This is a genomic window from Bacillus sp. FSL W8-0770 (assembly GCF_038008705.1).
GTDB lineage: Bacteria > Bacillota > Bacilli > Bacillales > Bacillaceae_G > Bacillus_A > Bacillus_A cereus.
In genome coordinates this window covers 3,684,134-3,703,913 of the sequence record NZ_JBBOZR010000001.1, presented here as the reverse complement: position 1 = coordinate 3,703,913, position 19,780 = coordinate 3,684,134, and the positions used below count along the sequence as shown (strand labels likewise).

Below are 19,780 nucleotides of genomic sequence, written 5' to 3'. Positions count from 1 at the left end.
TAAAACATAGACTTTATAATTTTCTATGTAACGGTAACAACCTATTTACAAGTAGGTTGTTATTTTTTTACGAAAGGAATGAAATATTGGTACTGACGAGCTGAGAATTCTATTTCAGTATTATAAGTTTGAAAAAGAAAGAGGACGAGTCATATGCTAAAAGGGAAAAAGATACTTCTATGTGTAACAGGAGGCATTGCGGTTTTTAAAGCAGCTGCGTTAACGAGTAAATTGACACAATCTGGCGCGATTGTAAAAGTAATGATGAGTGAGTCGGCAATGAAGTTTGTTACGCCTCTTACATTCCAAGCGCTTTCTCGCCATGATGTATATACGGATACATTTGATGAGAAAGACTCAGCTGTTATTGCTCATATTGATTTAGCAGATTGGGCGGATGTTGTACTTGTCGCACCTGCTACTGCCAATTGTATTGGAAAGTTAGCTGGTGGTATTGCAGATGATATGATTACAACTACTTTGTTAGCTACTACAGCTCCGGTATGGATTGCGCCTGCTATGAATGTGCATATGTATGAAAATAAAATAGTTCAAAAAAATATGATGACATTGAAAACGCTAGGATATACATTTATTGAGCCTGGGGAAGGCTTTTTAGCATGTGGATATGTAGCGAAGGGACGACTAGAAGAACCTGAAGCAATTATTGCACGGTTAGAGGAAGCTTTCTCAGAACACAAACCATTGCAGGGAAAAAGAATATTAATAACTGCTGGCCCAACACGTGAAAAGGTTGATCCAGTTCGTTTTATGACAAATTTTTCTTCTGGAAAAATGGGGTATGCGATTGCGGAAGTGGCAGCGAATTTAGGCGCTGATGTTATACTCGTTTCAGGACCGACAGCATTAAATCCACCGTTACATGTAACGACAGTGCAAGTGGAATCTGCACAAGATATGTTAGAAGCGGTTCTTCAACATTATCAAAACGTAGACGTTGTCATTAAAACAGCAGCGGTTGCAGATTATCGTCCGAAATATGTTCATGAGAATAAAATGAAAAAGCAAAATGGTGATGCTGTCATTGAACTTGAAAGAACGGTGGATATTTTAAAAACATTAGGTCAGAAAAAGGATAAACAGTTACTTATCGGTTTTGCTGCTGAAACGACAAATGTAGAGGAATATGCAACGAAAAAACTACGTGAGAAAAATGCAGATATGATTGTCGCGAATGATGTAAAAGCGCAAGGAGCTGGATTTGGCACGGATACGAATATTGTAACAATGTATAGAAAAGATGGAAAAGTTATTGAGTTGCCACTTTTAATGAAAAAAGAGGTAGCTCGTGAAATATTGAAGCAAATTGAAATGATGTTAGAAGATGATCGTTTATGAAATTTGCAAGTGTAATTGTTGATGTACCTGCCCGTCAGACAGATCGACCATTTGATTACATTATTCCTGAAAAATGGGAAGATATTGTACAGACAGGAATGCGTGTAGTAGTTCCGTTTGGGCCAAGAAAATTGCAAGGTTTTATTATTGGGATTAAAGATTCGGTGGATGTAGAAAGTAAGAAGTTAAAGACAATCCATGAAATATTAGATGTAACACCGGTTTTAAATGATGAATTATTAAAGCTTGGATATTGGCTTACAAGTGAAACGTTATGCTACATGATTTCAGCTTTTCAAGTGATGCTTCCAACTGCGATAAAAGCAACATATAAAAAACGTCTACAACTTTGTAAACAGGAAGAAATAGCACCTGAAATACTATATTTATTTCAGGATAAAGAAGCAATTGATTTTGAAGTAATCGAGCAACAGCCACATTTATACCGAACTATTCAACAAGAAATTAAAAATGGTACGGTTGAAGTCGTTTATCAAGTGAAAGATAAAGTACAAAAGAAGAAGCAAAGAGTGGTTCAGCCGGAGTTGCCAGAAGATAAATTGGAATTAGCGGCATTTGAACTGAAAAGTAAAAAACAACAAGATGTACTTTATTATTTTGTGGAAAATTATAAAAGTACACCGTTGAAAGTAATTACAGAAGAGTTACAAATAACAGATGCTCCAATAAAAGCACTTGTTAAAAAGGGATTCATTTCAGAAAAGTATGTGGAAGTATACCGAAATCCGTATGACGATGATGATTTTGAACAAACAAAACCATTTCCACTTACGGAGGAACAAAAACAAGTTATTACACCGATTTTATCATCAATTACAAATGAAACTTATAATCCATTTTTACTATATGGTGTTACAGGAAGTGGAAAGACAGAAGTATATTTACAATCTATAGCAGCAGTGCTCAAGAAAGGAAAAGAAGCTATCGTTCTTGTTCCTGAAATTGCACTAACGCCCCAAATGGTGGATCGTTTTAAAGGTAGGTTTGGCTCGCAAGTTGCAGTTCTTCATAGTGCGTTGTCTGTTGGAGAAAAGTATGATGAGTGGCGTAAGATTTTAAGAAAAGAAGTGAAAGTTGTAGTTGGTGCGCGTTCAGCTATTTTTGCGCCTTTTGAGAATTTAGGGATTATTATTATTGATGAAGAGCATGAATCAAGTTACAAACAAGAAGATAATCCGAGGTATCATGCAAGAGATGTAGCTGTCTGGAGAGGACAATATCATAAATGTCCTATCGTTCTTGGTAGTGCGACACCAACACTTGAATCGTTTGCAAGGGCGAAAAAAGGTGTTTATGAACTATTAACAATGGAAAAACGTATGAATGAACAAGCTTTACCAACGGTAGAGATTGTTGACATGCGAGAAGAACTTCGTGACGGGAATCGATCAATGTTTTCTAAGGCGCTGCATGAAAAAATAGCAGATCGATTAGAAAAGAAAGAACAAATGGTACTCTTTTTAAATAGAAGAGGTCATTCTACATTTGTTATGTGCCGTGATTGTGGGTATGTTGTCCAATGTCCGCATTGTGATATTTCATTGACATATCATAAAATGAATCATCGTTTAAAATGTCATTATTGTAGTTACGAAGAGAATATGCCAACTGAGTGTCCAGCTTGTCAAAGTACATACATTCGTTTCTTTGGTACAGGTACACAAAAGGTAGAAGAAGAAATTACAAAACTATTTCCAGAGGCACGAGTCATTCGAATGGATGTAGATACGACAAGTCGAAAAGGAATGCATGAAAAATTATTAAAGGCGTTTGGGGAAGAAAAAGCAGATATATTACTCGGAACACAAATGATTGCTAAAGGATTAGATTTTCCGAAAGTAACGCTCGTTGGGGTTTTAACTGCAGATACGATGCTTCACTTACCTGATTTTCGGGCGAGTGAAAAGACATATCAGTTATTGACGCAAGTAAGTGGACGAGCGGGTAGACATGAATTGCCAGGGGAAGTTGTGATTCAAACGTATACGCCAGAACACTACAGTATAGAGTTAGCGAAGAACCAACAATATGATGTGTTTTTTGACCAAGAAATGCAAATGAGACGAACAAGACAATATCCCCCATATTACTATGTTGTACTCGTAACTGTATCTCATCCAGAATTATTAAAAGCGGTACAAGTGACGGAAAAAATTGCCTCGTATTTACGAACGCATTGCTCACAGCAAACAATGGTGCTAGGACCAGTTGCTTCAGCGATTCCAAGGATAAAAGATAGATATCGTTATCAATGCATGATAAAATACAAACGGGAACCAAACTTAAAGAACGTGCTCAAAATGGTAAATGAACATTATCAAGCTGAAATGCAAAAAGAGCTACAAATCTCAATTGATTTTAATCCAACAATGTTAATGTAGCGGAGGGAAATATGGCAGTTTTAGAAATAATAAAGCATCCAAATGAAGTGTTAGAAACACCATGCGAAAGAGTAATTAACTTTGATAAAAAGTTAGTGAAATTGTTGAAAGATATGCATGAAACAATGTTAATTGCGGACGGAGTCGGTTTAGCTGCGCCTCAAGTAGGTGTAAGCTTGCAAGTAGCGGTTGTTGATGTCGATGATGATACTGGGAAAATCGAGTTAATCAATCCATCAATATTAGAAAAACGTGGTGAACAAGTAGGTCCCGAAGGCTGTTTAAGCTTCCCGGGACTTTATGGTGAAGTAGAACGTGCCGATTATATTAAAGTAAGAGCGCAAAATCGCCGTGGGAAAGTATTCTTATTAGAAGCGGAAGGATTTTTAGCGCGTGCAATTCAACATGAAATTGATCATTTACACGGTGTTTTATTTACATCGAAAGTGACAAGATATTATGAAGAAAACGAACTAGAATAGGTGTTAAAAGGAGCGGTTTTTAAATGATAAAAGTAGTGTTTATGGGAACACCGGACTTTTCAGTGCCGGTGCTTCGTCGTCTTATTGAAGATGGCTATGAGGTAGTAGGTGTTGTGACGCAACCTGATCGTCCAGTAGGTAGAAAAAAAGTATTAACACCTACACCTGTTAAAGTTGAAGCGGAAAAACATGGTATCCCTGTGTTACAGCCGTTAAAAATTCGTGAAAAAGATGAATATGAAAAAGTATTGGCATTAGAGCCAGATTTAATTGTAACAGCTGCATTTGGGCAGATTGTACCAAATGAAATTTTAGAAGCACCGAAGTATGGGTGTATTAATGTTCACGCTTCTTTACTTCCTGAACTTCGTGGTGGTGCACCAATTCATTATGCAATTATGGAAGGTAAAGAAAAAACAGGTATTACAATTATGTATATGGTAGAAAAATTGGATGCTGGTGATATCTTAACGCAAGTGGAAGTTGAAATTGAAGAGCGTGAAACGACAGGCTCATTATTTGATAAATTAAGTGAAGCAGGAGCACACCTTCTATCTAAAACAGTGCCTTTATTAATTCAAGGTAAGTTAGAACCGATTAAACAAAACGAAGAAGAAGTAACGTTTGCGTACAATATAAAACGTGAGCAAGAGAAAATTGATTGGACAAAAACAGGTGAAGAAGTATACAATCACATTCGCGGATTGAATCCATGGCCAGTTGCTTATACAACTTTAGCAGGACAAGTTGTTAAAGTATGGTGGGGGGAAAAAGTGCCTATAATTGAACCGGCTGAAGCAGGTACGATTGTTGCAATCGAAGAAGATGGTTTTGTTGTAGCAACGAGTAATGAAACAGGTGTTAAAATTACTGAATTGCAACCTTCTGGTAAAAAGCGTATGAGTTGTTCACAATTTTTACGTGGAACAAAACCTGAAATTGGAACGAAGTTAGGAGAAAATGCATGAGACAAAATGTTCGTGAATTAGCTCTTGATGGTTTAATTCAAGTGGAAAAAAGTGGTGCATATAGCAACTTACTTTTAAATAATCTAATTGAAAAAAGTGCAATTGATAGAAAAGATATTGGTTTATTAACTGAAATTGTATATGGAACGATTCAACGTCGTGACACATTAGATTATTATTTACAGCCTTTTTTAAAAAAGAAGGTTGAGGCGTGGGTAAGAGTATTGCTTCGCTTATCTTTATATCAAATGATTTATTTAGACCGAGTGCCAGAAAGAGCGGCTATTCATGAAGCGGTTGAGATTGCAAAGCGTCGCGGGCATAAAGGAATTGCTGGTATGGTGAACGGTGTATTACGTTCGATTCAGAGAGAAGGTGTACCTTCTGTAGATGAAATCAAGGATCCAGTAGAACGTCTTGCAATTACAACAAGTCATCCAGTTTGGCTTGTCCAAGAGTGGACTTCAGAATACGGTTTAGAAACTGCAGAAAAAATGTGCGAAGTAAACATGTTACCCCCTGTACCAACAGCGCGTGTGAATGTTGATAAGGTAACGGTAGAAGAAGCGATTGAGTTGTTGGCAAGTGAAGGTATAGAAGCAAAACGTGGTGACTTATCAGATGATGCTATTCAGATTGAAAGAGGAAATGTAGCGCATACAGAAGCGTTTAAAAAAGGATTTCTTTCTATTCAAGATGAAAGTTCTATGCTTGTAGCACGCGCTTTAGAACCGAATACGGGAGATGCAGTTCTTGATAGTTGTGCTGCTCCAGGCGGAAAAACAACGCATATCGCGGAACGATTAAAGGGAACTGGTAAGGTCATGTCCCTTGATTTACATGCACACAAAGTACGTTTAATTAAACAGCAAGCAGAGCGACTTGGTCTAGAAAATGTCGAAACTAAAGCGCTAGATGCTAGAAAAGTGCAAGAGCACTTTGCAAATGAAACGTTTGATAAAATATTGGTAGATGCACCGTGTTCTGGATTTGGTGTAATTAGACGTAAACCTGATATTAAGTTAGGAAAAGATAAAGGCGATAGTGAAAGATTATCGACGATTCAAATTGCAATACTAGAAAAAATAGCACCATTATTAAAACAAGGCGGTCGTCTTGTTTATAGTACGTGCACAATTGAGAAAATAGAAAATGAACAAGTAATAGAGAAATTTTTACAAGAACATCCTGAATTTGAATGGGATACTACGCTTAAAGAGCGTATGCCAGAAAAATTAACTCCGTATATTGATGAAGGTCAAGTGCAAATTTTACCGCATTATTTTGCGACGGATGGCTTTTATATTGCTTGTTTAAGGAAGAAGGTGTAGCATCATGGAAACGACTGTAAGAAAACAAAAGAAAAATTTAGAAACGAAGAAACCATCAATTTACTCTTTACAACTTCATGAAATGCAAGATTGGTTAAAGGAACAAGGAGAACCGAAGTTCCGTGCTGGACAAATTTTTGATTGGTTATATAAAAAACGTGTAAAAAATTATGAGGATATGTCAAACCTTTCTAAAGGATTGCGTGATAAATTGTCGAATTCCTTTGATATTACTACTTTAAAAACGTTAGTAAAACAAACGTCTTCGGATGGAACAATTAAATTCTTATTCCAATTATATGACGGATATTCTATTGAAACGGTATTAATGCGACACGAATATGGAAATTCCATTTGTGTAACAACGCAAGTTGGTTGTCGTATTGGGTGTACGTTCTGTGCTTCGACACTTGGTGGATTAAAGCGAAACCTAGAAGCTGGAGAAATCGTAGCGCAAGTAGTAGAAGTTCAGCGTGCGCTTGATGAAACAGAAGAACGTGTAAGTTCTCTTGTTGTTATGGGGATTGGAGAACCATTTGATAACTATGATAATTTAATGGGATTCTTACGCATCATTAACCATGAAAAAGGACTTCATATTGGTGCGAGACATATGACTGTTTCGACGAGTGGAATTATCCCGAAAATTTATAAGTTTGCTGAAGAAGATCTACAAATTAATTTTGCGATTTCATTGCATGCTCCAAACTCAGAATTACGTTCAAAATTAATGCCGATTAACCGTGCTTATAAATTACCAGATTTAATGGAAGCTATTAAATACTATGTAAATAGAACAGGGCGTCGTATTACTTTTGAATATGGATTATTTGGAGGAGAAAATGACCAAGTAGAGCATGCTGAAGAGCTTGCTGCGCTCTTAAAAGGTGTAAAATGTCATGTGAACTTGATTCCGGTAAACTACGTACCTGAACGTGATTATGTACGTACGCCACGTGAACAAATTTTCTTGTTCGAGAAAACGTTAAAAGATCGTGGAGTGAATGTAACGATTCGCCGTGAACAAGGTCATGATATTGATGCAGCCTGCGGTCAGTTGCGTGCGAAGGAGCGCAAAGAAGAGACGAGGTGACGAGATGAAAGCCGTATTTCTATCGGATAAAGGAAAAGTTCGTCAACATAATGAAGATAGTGCAGGAGTTTTTCACAATTTAGATGGAAATGTATTAGCGGTAGTAGCAGATGGAATGGGAGGTCATCGAGCTGGTGATGTAGCTAGCTCGATGGCCATTCAATTATTCCATGATTATTGGAAGCAAACACATAATATGAATGAGCCGAAAAAAGTAGAACAATGGTTACATACTAGTGTTGGGATTATTAATGAGCGTATATATGAATACGCTCAGCAAAATGCAGAATGTAATGGTATGGGAACAACGCTTATAATAGCTGTTTGTACACCAAGCTTTGTGACAATAGGGCATATAGGAGATAGTCGTTGCTATATGGTATCAGAAGGAGAAATGACGCTAGTAACGGAAGATCATTCACTTGTAAATGAGCTTGTGAAACATGGTGAAATTTCAAAGGAAGACGCAGAGTATCATCCGAAAAAGAATGTGTTATTAAGAGCATTAGGAACAGAAGAAAAAGTTGGGTTAGATGTTAAAACGTTGGTGATTGAGGAAGATGATCAATTACTTCTTTGCTCTGATGGATTATCAAACAAAGTTTCTATTGATGATATGCGACAAATTTTACAGTTAAATGAACAGCTTGAAGGTAAAGGGCAGTGTCTCATTCAATTGGCAAATGATCGCGGTGGAGAAGATAATATCACACTTGTTCTTATTGATTATGCGGGTTCGACAAACGAAAGTAGGTGAAGTGCAACGTGCTGATTGGAAAACGCTTAAATGACCGTTATAAGCTGCTGAAAATGATTGGTGGTGGCGGAATGGCCAATGTATATTTAGCTCATGATGATATACTTGGCCGAGATGTAGCGGTAAAAATATTAAGACTCGACTACTCAAATAACGAAGAGTTTATTAAACGTTTCCATCGAGAAGCGCAGTCTGTTACAACGTTGTCGCATCCAAATATTGTGAATATGTATGATGTCGGAGAAGAAGATGGTATATACTATCTTGTCATGGAATATGTACCAGGGCAAACATTGAAGCAATACATAATTGAGCGAGGGATGTTACCTATAGGAGAAGCTCTTGATATTATGGAGCAGTTAACATCCGCTATGGCACACGCCCATCATTTTGAAATTGTGCATCGTGATATAAAGCCGCACAATATTTTAATTCGAGCTGATGGAATAATAAAAGTAACAGATTTTGGAATTGCGACAGCTACAAGTGCAACAACAATTACACATACAAATTCAGTGCTCGGTTCAGTCCATTATTTATCACCAGAACAGGCACGTGGCGGGATAGCAAATAAACAATCAGATATCTATTCTCTTGGGATAGTTATGTTTGAATTGTTAACAGGAAGACAACCGTTTTCTGGCGAATCTGCTGTTGCTATAGCTTTAAAACATTTACAAAGTGAAATCCCATCACCAAAAAGATGGAATGAAAATATTCCGCAAAGTGTTGAAAATATTATATTAAAAGCAACTGCAAAAGATCCGTTCCATCGATATCAATCTGCCAATGCGATGAAGCGAGATATTGAAACTGCGCTATATCCAGAGAGGATAAATGAGCAACCGTTTTACATACCAGAAGATATGGAAGCGACGAAAGCGATTCCAATTATTCAACAAGAACAATTATTTGAAAATGTAAGTGATGAAACGATTGTTTTAAAAGGGAGTAAGGTGGAAGAACCGATAAGAGCAGAAGCAGCTGAGTTAGATAAGAAGAAAAAACGGAGTAGCAAGTGGCTTAAAGTTTTAATTTCAACATTTTTATTTTTAGCAATAGGAATAACATTAGCACTTACGGTTATTCCAGGATTATTTATTCCGAAAGATGTGAAAGTTCCTGATGTGGCTGGTATGAAATACACGACAGCTGTAAATACATTAGTAGAAAAGGGCTTTGAGGTGACGGAGCCTAATATTGTATATACAGATGATGTTGAAGTTGGGGATGTAATAAAAACGGACCCTGTAGCAGGAAGAGTCGTAAAAGAAAACGCTAAAATTACTATCTATCAATCAGGTGGAAAAAAGAAAAGTAAGATGGCAAATTTCACAGGTCAAAACTTTGAGAGTGTAAAAGCTGAGTTAGAAGAAAAATATAAACAAGTTACGGTAAATTATATTGAAAATGATAAGCCGAAAGGTGAAATTGTAGAACAAATTCCGACGCCTGATCAGATGGTTATAGAAGCGGAGCAAGAACTGAAAATCTGGGTAAGTAAAGGTCCTTATCAAATTAGACCAGGTGACTTTTCGGGGTGGACTGAAAATAGTGTAACTGGTTATTTGAATGAGAGAAAACTAACGTCAGATATAAAACGAGAGTATTCAGATACAGTCGAAAAAGGACTTGTAATTTCGCAATTTCCAAAACCAGGTACACCATTAAAAGAGGGAGATAAAGTAACTATTATTATCTCTGATGGTCAAAAGCCTAAAGTGACTAAAACGATAAAAGTGGACAATATCTCTATCCCATATGAGCCTGCTGTAACAGGTGAAAAAAAGCCGCAAACAATAGAAATTTATAAAGAAGACATGCAGCAAAAAATGGATAGACCGGTTGAAACGAGAACAATTACTGAATCAGCGACTATTTCTTTAGAATTTGTAATTCAAGAAGGTTCAAAGGGACACTATAAAATTGTACGGGATGGAGTAACGATTATTGATAAAGAAGTACCATATCCAACTCAATAATAGTGAAAGTCTACTTATTATTATTATTATTATTATTATTATTGCCTGTTATGCTGTCTACAAAGTGGACGGTATAGCAGGCAAAAATATATGATTCAAAAAGCTAGTAAAGTGATGCAGCTGTAAATATTTTTTTGCATTTAATGGGAAATTCAATGTATATTAGCGAAAGTATATATGGTAGGTTTTGAAATCGTTATTTGGAAAATTTAAATCCATTCATTTTTAAATTCAGCATCACCTTATACAAAAAAGGAGAATTCTATGCCAGAAGGAAAAATTATAAAAGCTTTAAGTGGGTTTTATTACGTGCAGCATGAAGAAGGGGTTACGCAATGTCGTGGGCGAGGTGTATTTAGAAAAAATAAAATTACACCACTTGTAGGAGACCAAGTTGTTTTTCAGGCAGATAATCCAACTGAAGGTTATGTGCTTGAAGTGTTTGATCGAAAAAATGAACTTGTTAGACCTCCTATTGCTAATGTCGATCAAGCGATCCTTGTGTTCTCTGCAGTAGAACCAGATTTTAATCCTGGACTGTTAGATCGATTTTTAGTGCTGATTGAATATCATAACATTAAGCCAATTATTTGTATTAGCAAGATGGATTTAGTAGATGAAAAGATGAAAGCAACTGTTGAAGCTTATGCGAATGATTATCGTGAGATGGGTTATGATGTTTTATTTACTTCTATTAATACGTCAGAAAGTATTGATATATTAAAACCATACTTAGAAAATTGTGTTTCTGTCGTTGCGGGTCAATCTGGTGTTGGGAAATCTTCAATGCTTAATGTGCTACGTCCAGAATTAGAGCTGAAAACAAATGATATTTCCTCCCATTTAGGACGCGGGAAGCATACGACAAGACACGTAGAATTAATTGCAATTGGGAGTGGACTTGTAGCAGATACACCGGGTTTTAGTTCACTAGATTTCATTGATATAGAAGTAGAAGATCTTACATATTGTTTTCCAGAGTTGAAAGAAGCGAGCCAATACTGTAAATTTAGAGGGTGTACACATCTTTCTGAACCGAAATGTGCGGTGAAAGCTGCGGTTGAAGAAGGGAAGATTACAGAATATCGCTATAAGAACTATAAACAATTCGTAGAAGAAATTAGAGAGAGAAAGCCGAGGTATTAGTTATGATTAAAATTGCACCATCGATTTTATCAGCAGATTTTTCAAAATTAGGGGAAGAGATTAAAGATGTAGAAAAGGGCGGAGCGGATTACATTCACGTTGACGTAATGGATGGACATTTCGTACCAAATATTACGATTGGACCGTTAATTGTAGAAGCAATCCGTCCGATTACATCATTACCATTAGATGTACATTTAATGATTGAAAATCCTGATAACTATATCCCGACTTTTGCACAAGCGGGAGCGGATATTATTACTGTTCACGTAGAGGCGTGTCCGCATCTACATCGTACAATTCAGTTAATTAAATCTCATGGTATTAAAGCGGGCGTTGTATTAAATCCACATACGCCAGTTTCAGTGATTGAGCATGTATTAGAAGATATAGATATGGTATTACTTATGACAGTAAACCCTGGATTTGGTGGACAGAAGTTTATCCATTCTGTATTACCGAAAATTAAACAAGTTGCAGACATGGTGAAAGAGCGCAATCTAGAAGTGGAAATTGAAGTTGATGGTGGTGTAAATGCTGAAACAGCAAGACTTTGTGTGGAAGCAGGAGCAAATGTACTTGTAGCTGGGTCAGCAGTATACAATCAAAAAGACCGCGGTGAAGCAATTCGCGTAATTCGTGGGTAGTGATGAACTTTTATCCTAGTAAGGCATTTATAGGATAGGATAAAAATATGTAAAAAGGCAATCTACCGAATGGCAGATTGCCTTTTTACAATGGAAGGAGAAGAAAAAATGATTATTCATATTTTGGCAGGAGGACCTTCGGAATATTGCGCAGATTTTGCTCGATACGAGAATGAGGAAGTAGTGTGGGCAGCGGTTGATAGGGGAGTATACCGTCTATTAAAGAAAGGGATTACCCCGGCTGTTGCGTTTGGAGATTACGATTCAGTTACTGAAGAAGAATTAGTATGGATGGGACAGCAAACGAACGAATTACATATTGTTCCGCGGGAAAAAGATCAAACGGATTTAGAAATTGCAATCAACTGGGCATTAGAACAGAAGCCGGCACTAATTCGTATTTTTGGTGCTACTGGTGGAAGGCTTGATCACGGTTTGGCAAATATACAGATGCTTTTAAAAGGGTTAGAAGTAGAGATAGAAATGTGTATTGTGGACAATAAAAATGAAATAACAGTTAAAAAAATGGGTACACATATAATTGAAGAAAATAAAAATTTTCCTTATGTATCTTTTGTACCAGTTACTGAAATAGTGGAAGGGATTACATTGTTTGGTTTTAAGTACCCTCTTACTAATAAAACAATAGAGTGGGGATCAACACTTTGTATTAGTAACGAACTCGTTGAGGAAAAAGGTACTTTTTCATTTACTTCTGGCATATTAATGTTGATAAGAAGCACTGATTGAAGAAACAATTTTGCTCCTTACATCATATAGTGACCAAGTGGAGTAATGGGGATTAGGAGGGAAACCATGAGATTTTATACAATTAAGTTACCTAAATTTCTTGGTGGAATAGTTCGTGCAATGTTAAATACCTTCAAAAAAGATTAAAAAAAGCACCTATCACCGGTGCTTTTTCCATTGTTATAGTAAAAAAAGAGCCTATCGGCTCTTTTTTTTATTATTAAACACGTTCGATTTTGCCAGATTTTAATGCTCTAGCAGAAACGTAAACACGTTGAACTTTTCCGTCGATGCGTACGCGAACTTTTTGAAGGTTAGCGCCCCATTTACGTTTTGTAGCGTTCATTGCGTGAGAACGAGAGTTACCAGAACGAGCTTTTCTTCCAGTAATAGCACAAACACGAGCCATTTATATTTCCCTCCCTTGATACCTTACCATACGTAATTTTTCAATGTTAGTCTTTTATGCGATGCTAAAAACACTACTATAATTTAACACAACTAAAAAGAGAATGCAACACCGTAGAAAAAAGAAATCAAGAAAATTTACTTGACACTATATGTTAATGAAGAAAAGTTGAAATCCATAAAAATTGCTTGACATATTATAGTGGTACATGTTGTATAATAACAATGGACTATTTTGCTCATCATAAAAAAGTGTAATTTAAAACATAAAATATGAGAGTGAAAAGAAAGAACGATGGAATTTTCTTTAAAAAGATTATATGATAGTAACTAAAGTAGTCTAGCTCACTTTCACCATTTATGAAGGGGGAAACGAGATGTCAATTGAAATTAAAACGAAGTACGGTCAAATTGATATTAGTACAGATGTAATTGCAACAATTGCTGGAGGTGCCGCGGTAGATTGCTACGGTATCGTAGGTATGGCATCAAAAAATCAGTTAAAAGATGGATTAACAGACATTTTACGAAAAGAAAACTTCACTAGAGGTGTTATTGTTCGTAAAGATGAAGATGAAGTACATATTGATATGTATATTATTGTGAGCTATGGTACGAAAATTTCAGAAGTGGCACATAATGTGCAGACGAAAGTGAAATATACATTAGATCAAACTGTAGGACTAGCAGTAGATTCTGTAAACATCTACGTACAAGGAGTTAAAGTAATAAACTTGTAATGTGCATTAAGGAGGAAAATCTGTGTCAATTCAAAAAATTGATGGAAAACGTTTATCACAAATGATCATGCAAGGAGCGAATAATTTAACAAACAATGTTCAGCTTGTTGATGCATTAAACGTATTTCCAGTTCCAGATGGCGATACCGGTACAAACATGAACTTATCTATGACTTCAGGTGCGCGTGAAGTGAAAGCAAACCCTTCACAGCATGCTGGTAAAGTCGGCGTAAGTTTAGCCAAAGGATTATTAATGGGAGCTCGTGGTAACTCTGGAGTTATTTTATCTCAGTTGTTCCGTGGTTTCTCTAAATCCATTGAACAAAAAGAAGAATTAACAACAGTTGATTTTGCTGCAGCACTAGAAGCTGGAGTAGAGGCGGCTTATAAAGCGGTTATGAAACCGATTGAAGGAACGATTTTAACGGTTGCAAGAGAAACGGGTAAATATGCAGTAACAGTTGCGAAAAAACAGCGCGACTTTGTTTTGTTTATGGAAGACGTTGTGAAAGAAGCAAACGCATCGTTAAATCGTACGCCAGATTTATTACCTGTATTAAAACAAGTTGGCGTTGTAGATAGCGGTGGTAAAGGTCTTGTAGTGGTATACGAAGGATTTTTAGCTGACTTAAAAGGAGAAACGATTTCTTCTGATGCACCGACGCAACCATCTATGAATGAAATGGTACGCGCAGAACATCACCGTAGTGTACAAAGCCAATTGAGTACAGAAGATATTAAGTATGGATATTGTACGGAATTCATGGTGAAATTAGAGGCTGAAAAGGTGAAAGAGCATAATTTCTCTGAACAAAAATTCCGTGAAGATATTAGTGTATATGGTGATTCTCTACTAGTTGTGTCTGATGATGAAATTGTAAAAGTTCATATCCATGCAGAACATCCTGGAGACGCTATGAACTACGGGCAAAAATACGGTAGTTTAATTAAGATTAAAGTAGAAAATATGCGTGAACAGCATACTGCTTTATTAGATGAACCTACTATGGTTCCTGAACAACCAGCTCAATCGAAAGAAAAACAACCATATGGTATCGTAACTGTAGCTATGGGGTCTGGTATTAAAACTTTATTTGAGAGCATCGGCGCAACGAAAGTTATCGAAGGTGGTCAAACGATGAATCCAAGTACGGAGGATATCGTGAAGGCAATTGAAGAAGCAAATGCTGAAAAAATCATTATTTTACCGAATAACGGAAATATTGTAATGGCAGCAGAACAAGCGGCATCAGTTGTAGATCAAGAAGTTATTGTTGTTCGTTCGAAAACAGTTCCTCAAGGTATGGCAGCAATGTTAGCATTTAACCCAGTTGGAACGTTAGAAGAGAATGAAGAAAACATGCAAGAAGCTTTATCTCATGTGAAAACAGGTCAAATTACGTATGCTGTACGTGATACGGAAATTGATGGTGTAGCAATTCAAAAAGATGACTTCATGTGTATTGCAGATGGGAAAATTGTATCTACAAATGCTGAAAAAGTAGGAGCTGCGAAGCAATTACTAGAAGCGCTTATTGATGAAGATTCTGAAATCGTAACGATTCTACAAGGTGAGGATGCAACTGACGAAGAAGTAGCGGAGTTAGTTGAATTTGTAGAAGAGAAATTTGAAGATGCAGAAGTAGAAGTGCATGCTGGAAACCAACCAGTGTATTCTTTCATCTTCTCTGTAGAATAAGATAAGATTCGTTTTGAAAATAAATGGATTACTTACTTGCTAATGGATAAGAAGTAGTAATATGAAGTTTATTACTAGTTTTTATTCAAAAGGCTAGCATATTGAAGAGAGAAAAGAGCCTTGCTGCTAATAGTGAGGCTCTTTTTTACTTGTTTTATATAAGGGATTTGAGTAGTTTCTCTTAGAATGCCTATGATAGAATATATAAGGTGAAAGAGAGCGATTACAGATGCTAATTGGTACTCAAATAAAATGCAATAAAGAAAATAATGTGACGGGGTGTGAGAATCTTGAATGATGTTGTACAAGTTCCTGTTACGGATGTAAAGGGGATCGGAGGAGAAACATCTGAGTTACTACATGAGATGGGTATTTATACAGTTTCTCATCTATTAGAACATTTTCCATACCGTTATGAAGATTATGCGATGAAAGATCTTGCTGAAGTAAAGCATGATGAACGTGTAACGGTTGAAGGGAAGATTCATAGTGCTCCTTTGCTACAATATTATGGTAAGAAGAAATCGCGTTTAACAGTTCGTGTTCTCGTCGGTCGTTATTTAATTACGGCGGTATGTTTTAATAGGCCTTACTATAAGCAAAAATTAAAGTTAGATGAAACGGTAACGATTACTGGTAAATGGGATCAACATCGTCAAACAATTGCTGTATCAGAACTTCATTTTGGGCCGGTTGTACGTCAACAAGAAGTGGAACCTGTTTATTCAGTAAAGGGGAAACTTACAGTAAAACAGATGCGTCGTTTTATTGCTCAAGCGTTAAAGGAATATGGAGATTCTATAGTCGAAGTGTTACCGGATGGTTTGTTAGGGCGATATAAATTATTACCAAGATATGAAGCGCTTAGGGCATTGCATTTTCCGGTAGGACAGGAAGATTTGAAGCAAGCGCGTCGCCGTTTTGTATATGAAGAATTTTTCTTATTTCAGCTGAAAATGCAAACGCTCCGGAAAATGGAGAGGGAAAATTCAAAAGGGACGAAGAAAGAGATTCCGTCAGTAGAATTACAAGAATTTATCGATGCACTGCCGTTTCCATTAACGGGTGCGCAGCGCCGAGTTGTAGATGAAATTTTGAAAGATATGACATCTCCTTATCGGATGAACCGACTATTGCAAGGTGACGTTGGTTCTGGGAAAACAGTTGTTGCTGCGATTGGCCTTTATGCATCGAAATTAGCTCATTATCAAGGTGCTTTAATGGTTCCTACAGAAATTTTAGCTGAGCAACATTATCAGTCGCTTGCTGAAACGTTTTCGCATTTTGGTATGAAGGTGGAACTGTTAACAAGTTCTGTTAAAGGTGCGAGACGTCGAGAAATTTTAGCGAAGTTAGAACAAGGAGAAATAGATATTCTTGTTGGAACGCATGCCTTAATTCAAGATGAAGTTATATTTCATAGGTTGGGTCTCGTTATTACAGATGAACAGCATCGATTTGGTGTAGCGCAGCGCCGAGTTTTACGGGAGAAAGGTGAAAGTCCAGATGTATTATTTATGACAGCGACACCAATTCCGCGTACGCTTGCAATTACTGCATTTGGAGAGATGGATGTTTCGATAATCGATGAGATGCCAGCAGGTAGAAAGGTGATTGAAACATATTGGGCAAAACGTGATATGTTAGATCGCGTTCTCGGTTTTGTTGAAAAGGAGATAAAAAAAGGAAGACAGGCATACGTTATTTGTCCTCTAATTGAAGAATCTGAGAAACTTGATGTGCAAAATGCTATCGACTTACATAGTATGCTGACGCATCATTACCAAGGGAAATGCCAAGTTGGATTGATGCACGGGAGATTATCGTCTCAGGAAAAAGAAGAGATAATGGGACAGTTTAGTGAAAATAAAGTGCAAATTCTTGTATCGACAACAGTTGTTGAAGTAGGTGTGAACGTACCGAATGCGACTGTAATGGTTATTTATGATGCAGAACGTTTCGGTTTATCGCAGCTTCATCAGCTTAGAGGGCGTGTCGGCCGTGGTAGTGAGCAATCATATTGTTTACTAATAGCAGACCCTAAATCAGAAACAGGGAAAGAAAGAATGCGCATAATGACTGAAACAAATGATGGATTTGTATTGTCAGAAAAAGATTTAGAATTACGAGGTCCTGGAGATTTCTTTGGGAGTAAGCAAAGTGGCTTACCAGAATTTAAGGTTGCTGACATGGTACATGATTATCGAGCGTTAGAAACAGCAAGGCAAGATGCGGCGATACTAGTAGATTCAGAAGCGTTTTGGCACAATGATCAGTACGCTGCCTTGCGTACGTATCTTGATGGGACAGGTGTGTTCCAAGGAGAGAAGCTCGATTAAAGGGAGTCAACAAAAGTTTTTGTTGCATTCTACTTTTAATGATTATATACTACTGTTAGTACCTAGTCATAAAAATGGATGGTGCGGTATGAAAAAAAGAAGAAGTAAAAAAGAAAGACAAGAGTTATTACAACAAACAATCGAATCAAATCCTTTTATTACGGATGAAGATTTAGCGGAAAAATTTCAAGTGAGTATACAAACAGTACGACTTGATCGTATGGAATTGTCTATTCCTGAATTAAGAGAGAGAATTAAACATGTAGCTACAAAGCAACATGAAGAAGATGTGAAATCTTTACCGTTAGAAGAGGTTGTTGGAGAAATTATTGATATTGAATTAGATAGACATGCAATCTCTATCTTTGAAGTAAAGGTAGAACATGTATTTAAAAGAAATCAAATTGCCCGTGGGCATCATCTGTTTGCGCAAGCAAACTCACTAGCTGTTGCGGTTATTGATGAAGAATTAGCTTTAACTGCAAAGTCTACCATTCGATACATTCGCCCTGTAAAATTAGGAGAGCGTGTTGTTGCAAAAGCGCGCGTTGAAGATGTAGAGAATGATAAGGGACGGACGGTTGTCAAAGTGCGTAGCTTCGTTGGAGAAGAACTTGTTTTTACAGGCACTTTTGAAATGTATCGATCTAGTAATTATAGTGAGGAAGGTAACAACTTATGAAAATCGCAATAGATGCAATGGGCGGAGATCACGCTCCAAAGGCTGTAGTATTAGGGGCAATGAAAGCTATTAAGGAATATTCTGATTTACATATTACGTTAGTAGGGAAAGAAGAGGAAATTCGTCAATACTTAACGAGTGATGAACGAATTACTATTCTTCATACAGACGAAAAAATAGAATCAACGGAGGAACCAGTAAGAGCGGTTCGTCGAAAAAAACAAGCTTCAATGGTGCTTGCGGCACAACAAGTAAAGGATGGAGAAGCAGACGCTTGTATATCCGCAGGTAGTACAGGAGCTTTAATGGCAGCTGGATTATTTGTTGTCGGTCGTATGGAAGGAATTGAGCGACCAGCTTTATCGCCTACAATGCCAACTGTAGATGGAAAAGGTTTTGTTATGTTAGATGTTGGAGCAAATGTTGATGCAAAACCAATTCATTTATATCAATATGCAGTAATGGGATCTGTTTATGCTGAGAAGGTAAGAGGAATTGAAAATCCTCGCGTTGGACTATTAAACGTTGGAACAGAGGATGGAAAAGGAAACGAGCTTTCAAAGCAAGTATTTGCAATGCTTAAAGATGCGCCAATTAATTTCGTTGGGAACGTTGAATCAAGAGATTTATTGCAAGGTGTAGCAGATGTTGTTGTATGTGATGGTTTTACAGGGAATGTAGCGTTGAAATCATTAGAGGGAACAGCACTTGCGCTATTCTCTATGTTGAAAGAACAATTAATGAGTTCATTTACGAGCAAATTAGCAGCGGCGGTATTAAAGCCAAAACTTATGGTATTAAAAGATAAAATGGATTATTCGGAGTATGGCGGAGCTGCATTATTTGGATTGAAAGCACCTGTCATTAAGGCTCACGGTTCTTCTAATGACCAGTCGGTATTTAGTGCGATTCGTCAAACGAGAGAAATGGTAGCGAAAGAAGTAATTCCTACGATTTCAAGCGTAATGGAGAAAGAGTCACTCCAATAAGAGGAG

General features: G+C 37.0%; 18 protein-coding genes. 17 read left to right on the top strand and 1 reads right to left on the bottom strand.

The genetic code is table 11. The features are described from left to right. Window positions 1-153: 153 nt before the first annotated feature. The 12 genes from coaBC (at window position 154) to spoVM (ending at window position 13,064) form a co-directional block, all read left to right on the top strand. Complete coding sequence (coaBC, locus tag NST27_RS18895) at window positions 154-1,359, top strand: bifunctional phosphopantothenoylcysteine decarboxylase/phosphopantothenate--cysteine ligase CoaBC (RefSeq protein WP_000911750.1); 1,206 nt, start codon at window positions 154-156, stop codon at window positions 1,357-1,359. Beyond that, entirely contained in the window at window positions 1,356-3,761 is a 2,406-nt protein-coding gene (gene priA / locus NST27_RS18890; protein ID WP_000666698.1) for a primosomal protein N', read from the top strand. Before coaBC ends, priA begins: the two co-directional genes overlap by 4 nt. Window positions 3,762-3,772: 11 nt before the next feature. Continuing rightward, on the top strand, window positions 3,773-4,243 hold the full coding sequence (gene def, locus NST27_RS18885; RefSeq protein ID WP_000279455.1) for a peptide deformylase: 471 nt from the start codon (window positions 3,773-3,775) through the stop codon (window positions 4,241-4,243). Between the two features lie 23 nt (window positions 4,244-4,266). After that, entirely contained in the window at window positions 4,267-5,211 is a 945-nt protein-coding gene (gene fmt, locus NST27_RS18880) for a methionyl-tRNA formyltransferase (RefSeq protein WP_000598803.1), read from the top strand. Continuing rightward, window positions 5,208-6,542, top strand: a complete 1,335-nt coding sequence (gene rsmB / locus NST27_RS18875; protein WP_001249666.1) for a 16S rRNA (cytosine(967)-C(5))-methyltransferase RsmB — start codon at window positions 5,208-5,210, stop codon at window positions 6,540-6,542. The genes fmt and rsmB overlap by 4 nt, the downstream gene beginning before the upstream one ends. A 4-nt stretch (window positions 6,543-6,546) precedes the next feature. Continuing rightward, on the top strand, window positions 6,547-7,635 hold the full coding sequence (gene rlmN / locus NST27_RS18870) for a 23S rRNA (adenine(2503)-C(2))-methyltransferase RlmN (RefSeq protein ID WP_000450540.1): 1,089 nt from the start codon (window positions 6,547-6,549) through the stop codon (window positions 7,633-7,635). 4 nt (window positions 7,636-7,639) lie between these two features. Continuing rightward, on the top strand, window positions 7,640-8,392 hold the full coding sequence (locus tag NST27_RS18865; RefSeq protein WP_000648703.1) for a Stp1/IreP family PP2C-type Ser/Thr phosphatase: 753 nt from the start codon (window positions 7,640-7,642) through the stop codon (window positions 8,390-8,392). An 8-nt stretch (window positions 8,393-8,400) separates the two neighbouring features. Then, window positions 8,401-10,374, top strand: a complete 1,974-nt coding sequence (gene pknB / locus NST27_RS18860) for a Stk1 family PASTA domain-containing Ser/Thr kinase (protein WP_000904751.1) — start codon at window positions 8,401-8,403, stop codon at window positions 10,372-10,374. Window positions 10,375-10,638: 264 nt separating this feature from the next. Next, window positions 10,639-11,520, top strand: a complete 882-nt coding sequence (rsgA, locus tag NST27_RS18855) for a ribosome small subunit-dependent GTPase A (protein ID WP_001113932.1) — start codon at window positions 10,639-10,641, stop codon at window positions 11,518-11,520. Window positions 11,521-11,522: 2 nt separating this feature from the next. Further along, entirely contained in the window at window positions 11,523-12,167 is a 645-nt protein-coding gene (gene rpe, locus NST27_RS18850; protein ID WP_000589974.1) for a ribulose-phosphate 3-epimerase, read from the top strand. Between the two features lie 69 nt (window positions 12,168-12,236). Further along, window positions 12,237-12,917 (top strand): thiamine diphosphokinase, encoded by a 681-nt coding sequence (locus NST27_RS18845; protein ID WP_000752663.1) that lies wholly within the window; start codon window positions 12,237-12,239, stop codon window positions 12,915-12,917. Window positions 12,918-12,983: 66 nt separating this feature from the next. Continuing rightward, complete coding sequence (gene spoVM, locus NST27_RS18840) at window positions 12,984-13,064, top strand: stage V sporulation protein SpoVM (RefSeq protein ID WP_001213599.1); 81 nt, start codon at window positions 12,984-12,986, stop codon at window positions 13,062-13,064. A gap of 73 nt (window positions 13,065-13,137) precedes the next feature. Here spoVM and rpmB read toward each other — a convergent pair whose 3' ends face one another. After that, window positions 13,138-13,326: a 50S ribosomal protein L28 gene (gene rpmB / locus NST27_RS18835; RefSeq protein ID WP_000124776.1), complete on the bottom strand. Its 189-nt coding sequence runs from the start codon at window positions 13,324-13,326 to the stop codon at window positions 13,138-13,140. Between the two features lie 376 nt (window positions 13,327-13,702). Between rpmB and NST27_RS18830 the strand changes: the two genes are divergently transcribed. From NST27_RS18830 to plsX, 5 genes are all read left to right on the top strand, one after another. Continuing rightward, window positions 13,703-14,065 carry an Asp23/Gls24 family envelope stress response protein gene (locus NST27_RS18830; RefSeq protein ID WP_000021109.1) on the top strand — a complete coding sequence of 121 codons (363 nt, stop codon included), beginning with the start codon at window positions 13,703-13,705 and terminating at the stop codon, window positions 14,063-14,065. Window positions 14,066-14,087: 22 nt separating this feature from the next. Further along, window positions 14,088-15,764 carry a DAK2 domain-containing protein gene (locus NST27_RS18825; RefSeq protein WP_000027129.1) on the top strand — a complete coding sequence of 559 codons (1,677 nt, stop codon included), beginning with the start codon at window positions 14,088-14,090 and terminating at the stop codon, window positions 15,762-15,764. A 290-nt stretch (window positions 15,765-16,054) separates the two neighbouring features. Then, window positions 16,055-18,103, top strand: a complete 2,049-nt coding sequence (recG, locus tag NST27_RS18820; RefSeq protein ID WP_001000814.1) for an ATP-dependent DNA helicase RecG — start codon at window positions 16,055-16,057, stop codon at window positions 18,101-18,103. Window positions 18,104-18,191: 88 nt separating this feature from the next. Further along, window positions 18,192-18,785: a transcription factor FapR gene (gene fapR / locus NST27_RS18815; protein ID WP_000747349.1), complete on the top strand. Its 594-nt coding sequence runs from the start codon at window positions 18,192-18,194 to the stop codon at window positions 18,783-18,785. Continuing rightward, window positions 18,782-19,774: a phosphate acyltransferase PlsX gene (gene plsX, locus NST27_RS18810; RefSeq protein ID WP_000684101.1), complete on the top strand. Its 993-nt coding sequence runs from the start codon at window positions 18,782-18,784 to the stop codon at window positions 19,772-19,774. The genes fapR and plsX overlap by 4 nt, the downstream gene beginning before the upstream one ends. Window positions 19,775-19,780 lie beyond the last annotated feature (6 nt).

Bases quoted from the DNA above. Each gene is read 5' to 3' on its own strand.
- coaBC (WP_000911750.1), top strand. From the start codon at position 154: ATGCTAAAAGGGAAAAAGATACTTCTATGTGTAACAGGAGGCATTGCG.
- priA (WP_000666698.1), top strand. From the start codon at position 1,356: ATGAAATTTGCAAGTGTAATTGTTGATGTACCTGCCCGTCAGACAGAT.
- def (WP_000279455.1), top strand. From the start codon at position 3,773: ATGGCAGTTTTAGAAATAATAAAGCATCCAAATGAAGTGTTAGAAACA.
- fmt (WP_000598803.1), top strand. From the start codon at position 4,267: ATGATAAAAGTAGTGTTTATGGGAACACCGGACTTTTCAGTGCCGGTG.
- rsmB (WP_001249666.1), top strand. From the start codon at position 5,208: ATGAGACAAAATGTTCGTGAATTAGCTCTTGATGGTTTAATTCAAGTG.
- rlmN (WP_000450540.1), top strand. From the start codon at position 6,547: ATGGAAACGACTGTAAGAAAACAAAAGAAAAATTTAGAAACGAAGAAA.
- NST27_RS18865 (WP_000648703.1), top strand. From the start codon at position 7,640: ATGAAAGCCGTATTTCTATCGGATAAAGGAAAAGTTCGTCAACATAAT.
- rsgA (WP_001113932.1), top strand. From the start codon at position 10,639: ATGCCAGAAGGAAAAATTATAAAAGCTTTAAGTGGGTTTTATTACGTG.
- rpe (WP_000589974.1), top strand. From the start codon at position 11,523: ATGATTAAAATTGCACCATCGATTTTATCAGCAGATTTTTCAAAATTA.
- NST27_RS18845 (WP_000752663.1), top strand. From the start codon at position 12,237: ATGGCAGATTGCCTTTTTACAATGGAAGGAGAAGAAAAAATGATTATT.
- spoVM (WP_001213599.1), top strand. From the start codon at position 12,984: ATGAGATTTTATACAATTAAGTTACCTAAATTTCTTGGTGGAATAGTT.
- rpmB (WP_000124776.1), bottom strand. From the start codon at position 13,326: ATGGCTCGTGTTTGTGCTATTACTGGAAGAAAAGCTCGTTCTGGTAAC.
- NST27_RS18830 (WP_000021109.1), top strand. From the start codon at position 13,703: ATGTCAATTGAAATTAAAACGAAGTACGGTCAAATTGATATTAGTACA.
- fapR (WP_000747349.1), top strand. From the start codon at position 18,192: ATGAAAAAAAGAAGAAGTAAAAAAGAAAGACAAGAGTTATTACAACAA.
- plsX (WP_000684101.1), top strand. From the start codon at position 18,782: ATGAAAATCGCAATAGATGCAATGGGCGGAGATCACGCTCCAAAGGCT.